General features: G+C 71.1%; 11 protein-coding genes and 1 pseudogene. 4 read left to right on the top strand and 8 right to left on the bottom strand.

Going from position 1 to position 13,955, the window contains the following annotated elements:
- Positions 1-117: 117 nt before the first annotated feature.
- Entirely contained in the window at positions 118-672 is a 555-nt protein-coding gene (locus ACF09J_RS09785; protein WP_392304853.1) for a peroxiredoxin, read from the top strand.
- 4 nt (positions 673-676) lie between these two features.
- Positions 677-1,210: an alkyl hydroperoxide reductase gene (locus tag ACF09J_RS09780; protein WP_100571946.1), complete on the top strand. Its 534-nt coding sequence runs from the start codon at positions 677-679 to the stop codon at positions 1,208-1,210.
- 57 nt (positions 1,211-1,267) lie between these two features.
- Here the strand turns inward: ACF09J_RS09780 and ACF09J_RS09775 are convergent, their stop codons facing one another.
- The 6 genes from ACF09J_RS09775 to ACF09J_RS09750 all read right to left on the bottom strand — a co-directional run bounded on the left by ACF09J_RS09775 (position 1,268) and on the right by ACF09J_RS09750 (position 8,871).
- Positions 1,268-2,623 carry an AI-2E family transporter gene (locus ACF09J_RS09775; protein WP_392304852.1) on the bottom strand — a complete coding sequence of 452 codons (1,356 nt, stop codon included), beginning with the start codon at positions 2,621-2,623 and terminating at the stop codon, positions 1,268-1,270.
- Between the two features lie 132 nt (positions 2,624-2,755).
- Positions 2,756-3,451: a transglycosylase SLT domain-containing protein gene (locus tag ACF09J_RS09770; protein WP_392304851.1), complete on the bottom strand. Its 696-nt coding sequence runs from the start codon at positions 3,449-3,451 to the stop codon at positions 2,756-2,758.
- Positions 3,452-3,901: 450 nt separating this feature from the next.
- On the bottom strand, positions 3,902-5,227 hold the full coding sequence (locus ACF09J_RS09765) for a PhoH family protein (protein ID WP_392304850.1): 1,326 nt from the start codon (positions 5,225-5,227) through the stop codon (positions 3,902-3,904).
- A 340-nt stretch (positions 5,228-5,567) separates the two neighbouring features.
- A complete protein-coding gene (locus tag ACF09J_RS09760; RefSeq protein ID WP_392304849.1) occupies positions 5,568-6,341 on the bottom strand; it encodes an isoprenyl transferase in 774 nt (257 codons plus the stop codon).
- A 785-nt stretch (positions 6,342-7,126) separates the two neighbouring features.
- The gene (locus tag ACF09J_RS09755; RefSeq protein WP_392304848.1) at positions 7,127-7,927 is read right to left on the bottom strand and encodes a methyltransferase domain-containing protein; all 801 of its coding nucleotides are present in this window, start codon (positions 7,925-7,927) and stop codon (positions 7,127-7,129) included.
- Between the two features lie 197 nt (positions 7,928-8,124).
- Positions 8,125-8,871 (bottom strand): prepilin peptidase, encoded by a 747-nt coding sequence (locus tag ACF09J_RS09750; RefSeq protein WP_392304847.1) that lies wholly within the window; start codon positions 8,869-8,871, stop codon positions 8,125-8,127.
- Between the two features lie 137 nt (positions 8,872-9,008).
- Between ACF09J_RS09750 and ACF09J_RS09745 the strand changes: the two genes are divergently transcribed.
- Positions 9,009-9,413 (top strand): DUF192 domain-containing protein, encoded by a 405-nt coding sequence (locus ACF09J_RS09745; protein WP_392304846.1) that lies wholly within the window; start codon positions 9,009-9,011, stop codon positions 9,411-9,413.
- A gap of 29 nt (positions 9,414-9,442) precedes the next feature.
- On the opposite strand, the gene ACF09J_RS09740 is transcribed toward ACF09J_RS09745, so the two are convergent.
- Complete coding sequence (locus tag ACF09J_RS09740; RefSeq protein WP_392304845.1) at positions 9,443-10,741, bottom strand: hypothetical protein; 1,299 nt, start codon at positions 10,739-10,741, stop codon at positions 9,443-9,445.
- Entirely contained in the window at positions 10,731-13,157 is a 2,427-nt protein-coding gene (locus ACF09J_RS09735; RefSeq protein WP_392304844.1) for a hypothetical protein, read from the bottom strand. The genes ACF09J_RS09740 and ACF09J_RS09735 overlap by 11 nt, the downstream gene beginning before the upstream one ends.
- A 445-nt stretch (positions 13,158-13,602) precedes the next feature.
- Here ACF09J_RS09735 and ACF09J_RS09730 point away from each other — a divergent pair.
- Positions 13,603-13,791, top strand: a pseudogene (locus tag ACF09J_RS09730) (hypothetical protein); the annotation flags it as partial.
- Positions 13,792-13,955: the final 164 nt, after the last annotated feature.

Raw genomic sequence — 13,955 nt, 5'->3', positions numbered from 1 at the left:
TCAACCCGACCGAGTGTAGCTATTTCTGTAATCAATGCACCGTGTGCCAACATCAGCATCGTCCAACCCATGGGAAACACCAGCACGACCGGTGTTTCCTCGCTGCAAGGAGAGCGCGTGCTCACTGTCGGTGACAAGTTCCCCGAGTTCGAACTGACCGCCTGCGTCTCGCTGGAGAAGGGCAAGGAGTTCGAGACGATCGACCACAAGACCTACGAGGGCAAGTGGAAGGTCGTCTTCGCCTGGCCCAAGGACTTCACCTTCGTGTGCCCGACCGAGATCGCCGCCTTCGGCAAGCTGAACGACGAGTTCGCCGACCGTGACGCCCAGGTCCTCGGCTTCTCCGGCGACTCCGAGTTCGTGCACCACGCCTGGCGCAAGGACCACGACGACCTGCGCGACCTGCCGTTCCCGATGATGGCGGACTCCAAGCACGAGCTCATGCGCGACCTCGGCATCGAGGGCGAGGAGGGCTTCGCCAAGCGCGCGGTCTTCATCGTCGACCAGAACAACGAGATCCAGTTCTCCATGGTGACGGCGGGCTCGGTCGGCCGTAACCCCAAGGAGGTCCTGCGGGTCCTGGACGCCCTCCAGACGGACGAGCTGTGCCCCTGCAACTGGACCAAGGGCGACGAGACCCTCGACCCGGTCGCCCTGCTGGCGGGTGAGTGACCCCATGTCCCTGGACTCCCTGAAGTCCGCCGTCCCGGACTACGCCAAGGACCTGAAGCTCAACCTGGGCTCGGTCATCGGCAACAGCGACCTGCCCGCGCAGCAGCTGTGGGGCACGGTGCTGGCGACGGCGATCGCCTCGCGCTCGCCGATCGTCCTGCGTGAGCTGGAGCCGGAGGCGAAGGCGAACCTGTCGCCGGAGGCGTACACCGCGGCGAAGGCCGCGGCGGCCGTCATGGCGATGAACAACGTCTTCTACCGCACCCGCCACCTCCTGTCCGACCAGGAGTACGGCACCCTGCGGGCCGGTCTGCGGATGAACGTCATCGGCAACCCCGGTGTCGACAAGGTCGACTTCGAGCTGTGGTCCTTCGCTGTCTCCGCCATCAACGGCTGCGGCATGTGCCTCGACTCCCACGAACAGGTCCTGCGCAAGGCCGGCGTGGAGCGCGAGGTCGTCCAGGAGGCGTTCAAGATCGCCGCGGTGGTCCAGGCCGTCGCGACGACCCTCGACGCGGAAGCGGCCCTCGCGCAGTAACGCGCACCGCACGGCCGAACCCCGTCCACCCCTGAGGGTGGACGGGGTTCGCCGGTTTCAGCTCGGTTCCGAACCGCCCGAGTCGTGGCTCCCCGAGCCGGACGCCGCGGTGACCGGCTCCGCGGGAGCCGCCGCGGGCACCCGGGTCTGACGCCGCTCCTGCTCCCGCGCGTAGGCCCGCAGATATCCGACCACCGTGTTCGTCACCGCCACCAGCGGCACCGCCACCACCGCGCCGCCGATCCCCGCGATCAGCCCGCCCGCGGCTACCGAGAGGACCACCGCCAGCGGATGCACCCGCACGGCGCGGCCCAGGATGAACGGTTGCAGCACATGGCCCTCGAGCTGCTGCACCAGCAGCACCACCACCAGGACCATCACCGCGGTGAAGACGCCCTGGGTGACCAGGGCCACGACCACCGCCAGCGCGCCCGACATCACGGCGCCCACCAGCGGGATGAAGGCGAACAGGAAGATGAAGACGGCCAGCGGCACCGCCATCGGCACATTGAGGAAGTAGACCCCGAGGCCGATGAAGATCGCGTCGATCAGCGCCACGATCACCGTGCCGCGCACGTACGCGGTCAGCGTGCGCCAGGCCCGCGGACCGGCGCCGGCCACACCCGGACGCGCCGCCGCCGGCACCAGCTTCAGCGTCCACTCCCAGATGCGCCGGCCGTCGTAGAGCAGGAACAGCGTGGAGAAGACCGTCAGCAGGATCCCGGTCAGCGCCTCCACGATCACCGTGACGCCCTGAAGGCCGGCCGAGGTGATCTGGTCGGTGTTGGCGCCGATCGCGTCCCGCAGGTTCTTCGCTATCTGGTTGATCTGCTTGTCGGTCACATGGAACGGGCTGTCCAGCAGCCACTTGCGCAGTTGGTCGATGCCGTCCTGGATCTGGCTGGAGAGCGTGTCGATGTTCTCCATGACCTGCCAGGTCACGAACCACCCGATCAGCCCCATGATGACGAAGCCGAGAACCGCGGTGAGCGCGGTGGCAGGCCCGCGCGGCAGCCCGTGCCGCCTCAGCCACGCCACCGTCGGCTGGAGCAGCGCCGTGATGAGCAGCGCGGTCACGAACGCCAGCACCACCAACTGGATGGCGCTGATGGCGCGCATCAGCACCCACACGGTGCCCGCGAGCACCAGCAGCCGCCAGCCGGCCTCCGCCGCCACCCGTACGCCCCACGGCACGGCCTGGGCGGGATCGGACCGGGCGGGGCCCGCGACCGTCGTGTCCGGCAGCGGCTGCGGATCCACGTCCGGCTCCGGCCCGGCGTGGCCGGAAGGGTCGGTGTGGTCGGAAGGGTCGGTGTGGTCCTTCTCCACCTCGGCGCGGCGCTCGTCCAACCGCTCACCCATTTCGGTGAGTCCGGCGCCGAGCCGGCCGAGCCACCCTGGCACTCGCGACATGATCCGTCCTCTTCCCCCGTCTGTCCCCACCACTCCCCCCTGGAGTCGTCCGGTCCGACCGTACAGGGCAACAGCCCCTCCCCCTAGGACGGGGAGGGGCTGTGCGGAGGTTGAGTGCGGCGGCGGTCCGGCTCAGTACCAGTGGTTGGCCTGCCAGAAGTTCCACGCGTCGCAGGGACTGCCGTAGCGGCTGTCCATGTAGTTGAGGCCCCACTTGATCTGGGTGGCCGGGTTGGTCTGCCAGTCGGCGCCCACGGAGGACATCTTGGAGCCGGGCAGCGCCTGGAACAGGCCGTACGCGCCGGAGGAGGGGTTGACCGCCCGGTAGTTCCAGCTCGACTCGTGGTTCACGATGTTGCTGAAGCACTGGAACTGGCCGGCGGGCACCATCGAGCTCGCCATCGCCTGGATCTGCGCGACCGTGTACGAACTCTGCACCGGGAAGCTGGAGGCGTCGCGGCTCGCGGCACGGCTGGCCGCCGCCTTGAGCTCCTCACGCTCCTTGGCTTCCTTCTCGGCCCTCTCCGCCTCCGCCTTCTTGGCGATCGCCGTCTGGGCGGCGGCCTTGCGGGCGGCCTGCTCGGCCTCCTTCTTGGCGCTCGCGTCCGCGGCGATGGCCTGGGCGTCGGCCTGCTGCGTCAGGGAGGCGGTCTGCACCTGGGCCTGCTGACCAACGGGTATGTCCGCGAGAAGCGTCGCGTCGGCTGCCATCGCCTCGGCGTCGTTGTTCTGCGCGGTGCTGCCCGTGGCAACGCCGACGACGCTTCCGACAGCGGTGACCGCGGTGGCCGAGGCCACTGCGAATCCCCGGACCGAGATCCGGCTCACACGGTTTCCTTCCAGCATCGCCCGCTTCGGTGACCCTGGCGGACGCAATCGTGCCCCTGGCGCTGGCCTCCCAACTGCGGGGTCACGGGAGGCACGGGCCCGGTGGGCAACTCCCGCGAGGGAAGCGCCGCGTGGTGCTCGGGCGGCATACGACGACGCTATGGAGTTGAAAGCGCGTTGTTTCAGGTGTGCCGTACGTCCCCCAGGGCTTGACGCCTGCGCGGTTCCCCCAGGGGGTACAGATGTGTCGTATGCGGGGCCTGACAGGAGTGAGACTCTGCCGTAACTCAACGCCGCAAGGCAATTCTGAGTTGCGTGTGAAAGCTCACACCTTGTTCGGCCCAGAGGATTTTCCCGAACGCCCGCGAACGCGGACGCCGCCCGGCTAGGCTCAGGCCTTTGCCGGACGGCGCCAACTCCCGCACCACCCTCCCGGGTGGACGAATGGGATCAGATGTGCCCGTCCTCCAGCATTTCGGTCACGAGGGCCGCGATCTGGGACCTCTCGGACCGGGTCAGCGTCACGTGCGCGAAGAGCGGATGGCCCTTCAGCTTCTCCACCACCGCGACGACACCGTCGTAGCGGCCGACCCGCAGATTGTCCCGCTGCGCCACGTCATGGGTCAGAACCACCCGCGAATTGGCCCCGATCCGGGACAGCACGGTGAGCAGGACGTTCCGCTCCAGCGACTGGGCCTCGTCCACGATCACGAACGCGTCGTGCAGCGAGCGGCCGCGGATGTGGGTGAGCGGCAGCACCTCCAGCATCCCGCGCGCGGTGACCTCCTCGATGACCTCCCGGGACGTGACCGCCGACAGCGTGTCGAAGACCGCCTGCGCCCAGGGGTTCATCTTCTCCGCCTCGGTGCCCGGCAGATAGCCGAGCTCCTGACCGCCGACGGCGTACAGCGGACGGAAGACCATCACCTTCTGGTGCTGACGGCGCTCCAGCACCGCCTCCAGACCCGCGCACAGCGCCAGCGCCGACTTTCCGGTGCCGGCCCGGCCGCCCATCGACACGATCCCGACGTCCGGGTCGAGCAGCAGGTCGAGGGCGATCCGCTGCTCCGCGCTGCGCCCCTTGATGCCGAACGCCTCCCGGTCGCCGCGCACCAGGCGGACCCCGCCCTCGGGCGTGACGCGGCCCAGTGCCCTGCCCCGCTCGGACTGGATCGTCAGACCGGTGTGCACGGGCAGTTCGGCCGCCTCCGGTACGTGGAGGTGCCCCTCCTCGAAGAGAATGTCCACCTGTTCACCCGGCAGGGTGAGTTCGGACATTCCGGTCCAGCCGGAGGAGTCGGTGATGGCGAGCTCCGCGCGGTACTCCTCGGCCAGCAGGCCGACGGAGGACGCCTTGATGCGCAGCGGCAGGTCCTTCGAGACGACGGTGACGTCGTACCCCTCCGCCTGGAGATTGCGGGCGACCGCGAGGATGCGGGAGTCGTTGTCCCCCAGGCGGTAGCCCGTGGGCAGCACGCTGGGGTCCGAGTGGTTGAGCTCGACCCGGATCGTTCCGCCGAGGTCCCCGATCGGGATGGGGGCGTCGAGGCGACCGTGCCGGACCCGGTAGTCGTCCAGCAGGCGCAGGGCCTGTCGGGCGAAGTAGCCGAGTTCCGGATGGTGCCGCTTGGCCTCCAGTTCCGTGACCACGACGACGGGGAGCACGACCTCGTGCTCGTCGAAGCGGGCCAGGGCGTTCGGGTCCGCCAGCAGGACGCTGGTGTCGAGGACGTAGGTGCGCCGGTCTGGCTTGTGGCGCTTTGTGCTGGTCACCACGGAAGGACGTACCCCCTCGGATGAGGTCGGGGAGCGACGAGGTGGAGGCCCGGCTGGGTGGGCGGGTGCAAGCCGACCGGTCGGCGGCCCCCGCACACGACGGGCCGCGAACCGGCCCTCCAGGTCTTCGTCCGTGCTGTGACCACACGGTCGGGCTCGTACAAAGGGCCTCCCGGGCGGACGGCCCCGAGCCGCCCGCTGAGATCCGACACCCGTGGTTCGGGTGTCGACCTGTTTGCCTTATGCCCTCGAAGATGCGCCGTCATGCAAATACGCGGAACGGCGCAGGGATGAACTCCTGGTGAAGAGGTGGCACCCGGGTGACGGAAGGGGTATGCCCTCAGCCGCCGTAGCGGCGGTGGCGGGCCGCGTAGTCGCGCAGCGCGCGCAGGAAGTCGACCTTGCGGAAGGCCGGCCAGAAGACCTCGCAGAAGTAGTACTCGGAGTGGGCCGTCTGCCAGAGCATGAATCCGGACAGCCGCTGCTCCCCGCTGGTGCGGATGACCAGGTCGGGGTCGGGCTGGGCCTTGGTGTACAGGTGGCGGCCGATCATCTCGACGTCGACGGACTCGGCGAGATCCTCCATGGAGGTGCCCTGGTCGCGGGCGTCGACGAGCATGGAGCGCACGGCGTCGGCGATCTCCTGCCGGCCTCCGTAGCCGATGGCGACGTTGACGACTATCCCGTCGACGTGGGCGGTGGCCTCCTGGGCCTCCTTGAGGGTGGTCTGCATGACCGGCGGCAGCAGGTCCATGGTGCCGACGTGGTGGACGCGCCAGCGGCCGTCGGCGGCCAGGGTGCGCACGACGTCCTCGATGATGCCGAGGAGCGGGACGAGCTCCTCCTGCGGCCGCTCGAAGTTGTCCGTGGAGAGCAGCCAGAGCGTGACGACCTCGACGTCCGTCTCGGTGCACCAGCCGAGGAACTCCTCGATCTTGTCCGCGCCGGCCCGGTGGCCCTGGGCGGCGGTCGAGCCGGCGGCCTTCGCCCAGCGCCGGTTGCCGTCCATGATGACGCCGATGTGCTTGGGCACCTGAGCGGGGTCCAGGTGGCCCTCCACCCGGCGTGCGTACAGCCTGACCAGCAGGCCGCGCAGCTTGTCGCGCAGGTTCACGTGTTCGTCAGCCCCTCCGTATGGACGGACAGGCGCGGCCGGGGGCGTTCCCTGTCCGTGCGGCGGCCTGGTCCGTATGGCGGTCCCCGGGGGCGAAGCCTACCCCCGGCATTCCCAGCGTCCCTCAACAGGGCGCTGTGCGCGCCCTGGTGCATCGGACGCGTGCGCCGGGCGCGTACGGCGGGCGTGTACAGCGGATTCCTGCGCCGGACGGGTGCGCCGGACACGGCCTTCGCGGTGGACGCGGCGAACCGAGGGGGCAAAGAAAACGGGCCGGTCCGTGGGGGGGAGACGGACCGGCCCGAGGGGGGGTTTCCACCATAACCCTTCGTAAGGGCCGGCGGGTGCTTAGACGCGACAAAACTACTCTCCGAAGTCACGCGGCAACGCATGGAGAGCGCGCGGGGACGCCGGAACCCGTCATTCCACCCCTGATCATGGCCGGATCCCGACGGAATCCGCGGTGAAACCGTCAGCGTCCGGCGAGAAGCGAAGAGGCTCGGCCTTTTGGGGGTCGCACGGCGTGTTGCCCCCGGATCCCTCCCAAGGGCGACCCCGTCGCGCACGCCCGCTTGACGTCGGCGGCACCGCCCCGCACCGACCCACGGGCCGGGCGGATGCCGCCCCTCAGGGGCCGCGGCGCCGCGCAGCCCCCTCCACCGCGCGGCACCGACCGCGCGGCTTTGCTCACGCGAATTCCCTTGGTCTGAACTTTATGGGCGGCTGAAAGGGTGACGCGAGAGGCAGGCGGTAACGATGTGGGAACAGGCGCCCCGGGGCCCCGTTCAACCCGCCCTGCGGGCCTCGAAAAGGTGACGTGTGCTGTGCGCCACGAACGGTCCGCGCGCCTCGATCCGTTCGTGCAGCGCCCGCAGCCGGGGCTCGTAGGCCTCGACTGTGAACCCGGGGACCATCCAGACCACCTTGCGCAGGAAGTGCACGACGGCGCCGATGTCGTGGAACTCCATGCGCAGGCGTTCGGCGCGCAGGTGGACGACCTGGAGACCGGCCGCCCGCGCGTCCGCGCGCTCGCGCCCGGGATGGCGGGCCTGACGCGACTCCTCCGGTTGGGGCCCGAGGAAGTACTCGACGAGTTCGAAGACGCTGCCCGGCCCGACGTGCTGCGCGAAGTACGTCCCGCCGGGCTCCAGGACACGGGCGATCTCGGTCCAGTGCGGGCGTACGGGATGCCGGCTGACGACGAGGTCGAAGGCCGCGTCTGCGAACGGCAGCGGCGCGTCCTCCGGGGAGTCGACGACCACGACGCCCCGAGGGCGGAGCAGCGCGGTGGCCCCCGCCACGTTCGGCGGCCAGCCCTCGGTGGCGGCGAGCAGCGCGGGCGCGGCCGCGGCCCGCCCGAGCGCGAAGTCGAGGACCTCCCCGCCGCCGGTCTGCACGTCGAGCACGGCGCGGGCCCCGGCCAGCCGGGCGGCCATCGAGACGGCGTACCCCCAGGAGGGCCGCTGCTCCGTGGCCCTCCCCGCGAACCACGAGAAGTCCCAGCCCTCGGTGGGAGCGGCGGCCCCCTCGGCGACGAGGTCCTCGAAGGAGCGGCCGGGACGGGGCTGGGGCTGACGGTCTGCCATGCGAGTGATCCTGCCCGAAGACGGTCATCCGCCGCCTCCCCATTACGGGCGGTCGGGGGCGCCGTGTGGCGGCGGGCGCGGCTCCGGCGACGTAGGGGGTTCGGCTCGCGGGACGGCCCCGGCGCCGAGTCCGCCGTGCGGCCGGGCAACAGGGTCCGGGCCTGTCGCCGTTCCCCGCTGCCCGGCCGCCCCTGCCCTCACCTCGCCGCGAACGCCCCCAGGAGCAGCCCCGTCAGCGCCCCGCCGAGCATGAACGGCCCCAGCGCGATGGCCGACTTGCGGCTCGCCCGGCGCAGTACCACAAGACCCAGGCCGTAGCCGGCGCCGTAGAGCAGTCCGGCGAAGGCGCCGACGACGAGGACCGGCCAGCCGTACCAGCCGAGTGCCGCGCCGAGCGCCAGGGCGAGTTTGACGTCGCCGAAGCCCATGCCGGCCGGGTTGACCAGGAACAGCACGAAGTACGTGGCGCCGAGGGCGAGTCCGCCGAGCACGGCGGTGAGCCATGAGCCCGCGGCGGCGGGCAGTGCGGCGGCGACTTTGAGCAGGGCGACGGTCGCGGCGGCCAGCGGCAGCGTCAGCACGTCCGGGAGCCGGTGCACACGGAGGTCGACGAGCGCCAGCAGGACGCCGGCCGGCGCGGCCAGCAGCCAGACCGCCGCCTCGGGGCGCGGCCCGGTGGCGGCGGCGAGCGCGGCGCAGACGAGCGCGGTCAGGGCGGCGGTGCCTCGGGCGTCCGGTCCGTACGGTCCGCATCCGGCCACCGCGCCCGTGCAGCGGGCCCGGCCCACCCAGCCCCCGAACGCGCCGGTGATCGGATGCCCGCCCGGGCACCGGGCGAGCCACGCCTCCCCGGCGCCGACCGACAGCCGGTGGGCGGCCCGGGGCAGCAGCAGCCCGGTCCCCGCGCCCCACAGCGCGGCCACGACGGTCACAAGTACGCGCACGCCGGGACCCTAACCGCGGTGTGCGCGGGGGTCATGGGCCCGTGGACCCATGCGAGGCCCACCGCCCCGCCGATACGGTCGGCCGGCAGGGCACAACGCGCACAGGACCTACAGGACTCGACGGAGGGCGGCTCGGCATGGGACGACGCCGGCGCGACGGGCGGGGAAAGCTGATCGTGCACGGTGCGGCACCGGTGACGGTCCCGCTGGAGCTGGCGACCTCCTACCGGGCCCGCACCAAGGGCCTGTTGGGCCGTGACTCGGTCGAGGGCGCGATCCTGCTCTCCCCCGCCAACAGCGTGCACACCTTCCGCATGCGCATCCCGATCGACGTGGCCTACCTCGACCGCGACCTGCGCGTCCTCACCGTCGTCACCATGAGACCGAACCGCCTGGGCCTGCTCCGCCCGCGCTCACGCCACGTACTGGAGGCGGCGGCCGGGGCGATGGCGGGGTGGGGGCTGAGGGCGGGGGTGCTGGTGACGGTGGAGGCCGAACAGGCTTCGGCGGAGGCCGAGCAGAGACCGGCTGAGGCCGAGTAGCGGCGGCACCCGGGTCGTGGCGCGAGCGGTCACCGTGCGGCCTGCCGCCGCAGCCCCCGCGGCAGCGTCTCGTCGGCCGCCATGCGATCGAGGGCCTCGCGGCCGTACGGCACGGCGCCGTGCCGGTGCAGCAACGCCACGGCCTGGTCCACGGCGACACCGCACCGGGCGTAACGCTCGGCGAGCTCGAACGCCCACGGGGTGAGGAGAGCGTCGTCGTCCACGTACGTGCCCAGCCAGGTGAGGACCGCGCCGGCGATCCAGCCGCCGATCCAGGTCACCCACCGCGTCAGGAACCGCGCCGCCTCCTCGCCGTCCGGGTCCCGCGGTGCGCCGGGGATGCCCAGCAGCGCGCACTCCCGCATCGCCTCGGTCATCCGTTCCCTGGTGACCAGCCGCGGGCAGGGCATCAGGTCCACCATGACCTGCCGTACGTCCAGCCAGGCGGGCGGCTCCTCGTCCGCTTCGCCGGTCCAGGCGGGGCCGGGGACGGGTTCGGTCACCGGTCCGGCCGGCGCGCAGGCCAGGAGGACCGCCCGCGCACGGGCGATGTTCTCCGCGTCCCACGGCAGGCCGGCCGGCCACTGGAAGCCCGTGCGCCAGCCGTACGGCAGCTCCCGCACGGCAGGTGGCAGCAGGGGTTCCTCGCCGCGCGCCGGCTCCCTCCCCCGGGCCTCGTAGCCGGGGCGGCGCAGCACCAGGAGCCGGGAACGGACGTAGCGACGGAAGTCGCGGACCTCGTCGTCGGTCACGAGTTCCAGCAGTGCCTCCTCCCCGCGCGGCCGGCCGAGGGCCAGGAGCAGGCGGACCGCCGGTTCCACGGCCAGGCCGACGCGGACGTAGGCCCGGGCGAGCCGGGCCGCCTCGTCCTCGTGCCCGGCGAGGGCACCGCGTTCGAGGACGGCGAAGGCGTCGGAGGCCAGGTCCTGCCGTACCGTGGTGGCCCATTCCCCGGCCGTGGTGCGGATCTGCTCCGGCGTCGGCGGGGCGGACACCGTGGGGATGCCGAGGCGAGACCACTCCGCCAGGACCCGGGCCACCTGTTCCGTGGTGACGTCGGCGGCGGTCGGCATGAGCCGGGTCAGCCAGGCGTCCGCCTCGTCCAGGGTGTGGTCGTCGCGGTCGTCGTAGGCGTCCCGCAGCGCCTCGTCCCAGTCGTGCACGCTGTGCCGGTGCGGAGGCAGGGCTGCCCGCAGGACCTCCAGTGCCTGCTCCGCGCCGGAGGCCGGAAGTCCGGCCAGGGCGAGGGCCCGGCGGTGGGTCAGGTCGTTCCAGGGCGGCGGCAGCTCCCGCATCGCGGCCGGCAGCAGGTGATCGTCACGAGACACCCAGGTACTCCATCGCTTCCTTCGGGGTCTTCATCCTCGACCAGTCCATCGTGCCCGCCGCCCTGCGCGCGTCGATCTCCGCCTGCATCTTCGCGAGCCGGTCCGGGGAGATGTCCTGTCCGGCGATCCGGACCGGCACGTTGTTCTTGGCCAGTGTGGTCGCCGGACTGCCCGACGGCTTGTATTTCACACCGTCGCGCTTGCCGCTCTTGTAACCGCTGAAGATGTTGCTCCACTTGTCGTTGGTCGCGATGTCGACCCGGACCGCGCGGCCCGCGCCGTCCTTGCCCTGCCACCTGGCCATGTCCTCGACCTGCCGCTCGAAGTCGGCCTTGATGGTGGCGTTGCCGGTGTTCTTGACCTCCACGACGTGGACCTTGCCGTCCTTGCCCTTGTAGAGCGTGTCGGCGTCGTTGATGTCGGAGATGTCGACGCTCTCGCCGTTGCCGAGGTCGACCTCGGTCTTGCCGAAGTCCTTGCCGACCGCGGTGTGGACGGTGGAACCGGCCGCGGCCTCGGCGTCGGCCGCGTGCTGGACGGCGTTGAGTTCGGCTCGCGCCTGGGCGAGTTCGTCCGCGTTCTTCGCGTTGAGGATCTTGCTGGTGAGCGTCGACCTGGCCTCCTTGGAGACGTTCGACGTCCTCGCCAGTCTCTCGATCTCGTCCAGCGCCCGGGTCGCGTCCTTGGTGCCGATCTCCTTCTTGTCCGGATCGGGGTGGTCCTTGGCGCGGCCGGCGAAGTCGTCGACGTTCTTGCCGGAGTGCGGGACGCCCTCGTCGTCGAGTGCCTTCCTCGCGGCGTCCTTGCTGTGCGCCAGGTCGGCGGCGCCAGCCGCCCGCTCCGCCTCGTCCGCCTGCTTGCGGGCCTCGGCGGCCTCCTTCTTCGCCTCCTCGTCACAGCTCTCCTGGGCGAGGACCACGTAGCGGGGGCCGCCCGCGGCGAGGACGGTGGTTCCGGTGCCGGTGCCCCCGCCGCTCCCGTAGGGGATCCGGCGGGCGGGTGCGGCGATGGCGCAGCCGGACTCACGTGCCTTCCGCTCGGCCTCGTCGGCCGCCTCGTCCGCCTTCTTCGCGGCCCGCTCGGCGCCCTCGACGTCACCCGCCTTGGCCGCCTTCCTGGCGTCCTCGGCCGCCTCGGTGGCCTTCTCCGCGAGCTTGCCCAGCTTGCCGAGCTTCCCGAGTTTGCCGAGGTCGCCCACCTTCTCGACGACCTTGCCGACGTCGTAGCCGGGGATGAACAGGGAGCCGATGTTCCAGATGACGTGGGAGACGGCTCGGGTCTTCTCGCCGTTGTTCCAGTCCTCGGCCACGTCGTCGCCGATGAACATGTCCCACAGGACCGTCCCGCCGGTGTTCACAGAGGCCCCGCCCCAGTCCCACAGGGCCCCGAAGTAGTCGCCGTCCGACCACTTCCTCCCGGCGTCCTTGGAGTCCTCCAGCCAGTCGTGCCCGAGCTGCCTGCCGTAGTCGGCGATCCCGCTGAGGGTGTCTCCCGGGTTCGTGACCATGTCCCAGATCCCGGTGAGGTCCCCCCAGACACCGTCGACGAAGATGCCCTCACCGACCTGCTTGAGCTGATCACCGGCACACCCGAAGAAGGCGCCGAACCCGGAGAAGCAGCCGTCGTCCTTCTTCTCGTCGGGCTTCTCGTCGGGGGCGCCGGTGTCGTTGTCGGATTCGGGGGTGGGGGTGTCTTCGGCGGTCTGGTCGCCGCCGTCGGTGGTGGTGCCGGTGGTGGACTGATCGCCGCCATCGGTGGTCGTACCGCCCGTCGCGGTACCGCCGGTGTCGCCGGAGGCATGGGTGTCACCTGAGGCGTGGGTGCCGGTGCCGTTGCCCGCCGGCGCCGCGCAGCCCATCCCCGCGACCTTGCAGACCTGGGCCTCGATGCTCGTGAAGATCTGCGTGCCGAGCCCGCTGACCACCAGCGCGAGCACGATGGCGACGACGATCGCGACCAGGCCGGCGTACTCGACCGCGGTCTGCCCTTCGTCCCTCCCCCGCCACCGGATCATCCGGGCGAGCGAGAAGGGACGGCGCTCGACCCGTGCCGGTAACGGGAGTTCGTACCACTGCCGGGTCTCGGACTGAAGCAGGAAGTAGAGGATGAGGACCGGCAGGAAGAGCTGGATGCCCCCGCGGGCCGAACCCGCGGCGAGGTTGGCGAGCCCGCCGAGGATCAGCCACACCTGCACGCCGACCAGCGCCCACCGGACCCGGCCCCCGCCCTCCCAGCTCCGCCGGGCGAGCCACCAGCCGAGGACCCCGGGCGCGGCGGCGTAGGCGACGAGGGCGACGACACCGCCGTCGAGGGCGCCGTACGAACCGGCCGTCAGCAGCAGACCGATCCCACCGAGCACGGTGGCGACGAACAGTGTGTGCACGAGCACCAATGCCGCCGACAGCGACCGTGGCATGTGCCCTCCCCCCGGTTGGCGCACGACTCCAACCGAGGTTAGGAAACGGCCGCTTGCCCGGCATGGGCCCGGAGACCCAAACGGACACCCAATAACCGCGGGGGCATCGCGGCCCGCTCACGCTGGATACGCACGAGCACCCTCCCGCGGCAGGACCGCCCACATCCGCGTGCCACCGCCGGGCTCGCGAGCGTCACCGAAACCCCTGCTGTCGGTCCAGGCATTGGGAGACGCGAACCTCTATGTGGTCCGGCGTGTGGCGGGCAGGTGCTCGACCACGCGACACCACCCGAACTTGGTCGACTCACGGGCCGGAATTCATCGACTCGGAGACTCAGCTCACCAAGTACCGGGTCATGCTCGCCGCGGCGGAGGCAGTGGCACTCACCCCCGACGCGTCACACGACTTCATCCGCTTGCCACCGATCTTTAAGGAGCTACCTCCATGCCGGCCATCACCTGGGAAAACCCCTTCTGCGGAGAAGGCGCCAACTGCTTCCGCATAGGAACCGACACCGAAGGCAACGCCTACATCGCCGTCGCCGGCCAGGAGGACCACCCCATGACCCACAGCCGCGAAGCCCTCCGCACCCTCATCCGGGAGATCAAGGCGGGGAGGTCCGATCACCTGCTGTGGGGATCAGTGCCCTGGAGTCGCGACCGTCAACGATTCAGGTCCATGACCCCGACTCCGAGCCCGCCGTAAGCCTCTGGCGCGACGTTGGCCACCAGTGCACCGTCGGGGAGCATCGGGTTCTGACACCGAGTACGTCCATCAGCACACCCGCGTGGGCGACA

Source organism: Streptomyces sp. NPDC014889, from assembly GCF_043081205.1.
Taxonomy (GTDB): Bacteria; Actinomycetota; Actinomycetes; order Streptomycetales; family Streptomycetaceae; genus Streptomyces.
This window is presented reverse-complemented; position numbering and strand designations above follow the sequence as displayed.